1 protein-coding gene is annotated in these 1,528 nt (G+C 40.9%); it reads left to right on the top strand.

Annotation, left to right across the window (positions count from 1 at the left end; genetic code table 11):
• Positions 1 to 421: 421 nt before the first annotated feature.
• Positions 422 to 664, top strand: coding sequence for a hypothetical protein (locus tag FTV28_RS13420; protein ID WP_167846521.1), 243 nt, complete (start codon positions 422 to 424; stop codon positions 662 to 664).
• The last annotated feature ends 864 nt before the right edge of the window (positions 665 to 1,528 follow it).

Raw genomic sequence — 1,528 nt, 5'->3', positions numbered from 1 at the left:
TCAGATAGTTAATTTCCGTCCTTTTTGTGGGTGGAAGGCTTGGTGACGCCAGCGCAAAATTGATTAAGTCTGTTACTGGGGTATCTGAACAAAGCAGACAACGGCATGAGTAGTCATAAAACGCTGATCGTGAGTATATTGGGGTAATCCCTTGCGGTGATCATTTAAAAGCGTTTATAGGCGGTTTTGGACGTGTTCAGGGGGTGACGTAAGCCCTAACCAAAACAAGCGCAGCATTACGCTGTGATGCGCTCCTGTGAAACGATGGCTCGGCTCCGTAGTGATGCTTTGACTCGTTCGGGTAATACTCCTAGAGCATTGTCTGCCGTTCCATGAACGGACATGACAAGGCTCTAGGGTGAGTATTTCCTGATCTTCTCCAACTCTCACCATAATGATAATTCACTACTTAGGTTTGCTTATGGAAAAAATAGATATAATTCAAAAACTTAAAATTGAAAAAGATAACTTTTTAGATGAAAAACATTTAGATTGGTATGTCTTAACATTCATTAGAAATTATCCTGAATTTCTTGAAAATGATTACAACAATGCAATGACTTTAGCTAAACAACACATTGATGATTATGAACAATTGACACAATACATTGTTGAGCTTAATAATGCGTATCTCAGTGCTAAATCATATCTAGGCATTGAGTAGAAACTTTTGCTTAACAGCCATCATTGCGGGATGAAGTTTTTATTTGCTCTGGTCACACAACGCTGACAAAAATCCTTTTGAGTGTTTGACATAGAAAGGTACTAAAAAGCCTATTACGGGGGCTTTTTTTTTGCCTGTTTCTTGAGAAACGCGTAAGCGTGCATTCCTGAAAATTCTCTCCAGTAGTAACCGAGGGGGCGGAGTTGCCCCCGACTGCATGGATTCTGCTCTAAAAACCTCTTTTCCCTGATTACAAGCTCCCCTTAGCACCTAAGCGGGAGTTTTTAGCCATCCCGAATGGGGGGCGACACGTTTTTATATAGAATGAATTAAGCGCTGAACGAGGACGGTGGCGTGGCGAGGGCACGCAGCACGCACCGCCCGCAGTAGGCGCAATAATTTAATCCTTTAATCCACTTATTTAATAGTGGACTTTACTCTATGGGGTGGAGTTTTTATAACCTATTTCGGCTTTCTTATTTTCCCCTCGCTTTCCGATTATTTCCCCCCTGGGGAATTAATCAGAACCTTAGCGAGCGAAAAATAAAAACCCGACCATATTGAATATGATCGGGTTTCGTTTTATATTCGATGCACGGTTATTAATTCTTTGCGGGAATTAATAACGAAAGTTATGTGATCTGACAATCGACATAAGATTCAAGATAAAATCTCCGTGCTGTTTAATTATAACGACACTAGATTTAAAATAAATCCCTCTTTCGTTCTTAATTGCCTCAGATAGTTAATTTCCGTCCTTTTTGTGGGTGGAAGGCTTGGTGACGCCAGCGCAAAATTGATTAAGTCTGTTACTGGGGTATCTGAACAAAGCAGACAACGGCATGAGTAGTCATAAAACGCTGA

Source organism: Acinetobacter sp. YH12252 (assembly GCF_013417365.1).
GTDB lineage: Bacteria > Pseudomonadota > Gammaproteobacteria > Pseudomonadales > Moraxellaceae > Acinetobacter > Acinetobacter towneri.
Note: the sequence above shows the minus strand (reverse complement) of the source record. Positions and strands in the feature narration are given on the sequence as shown.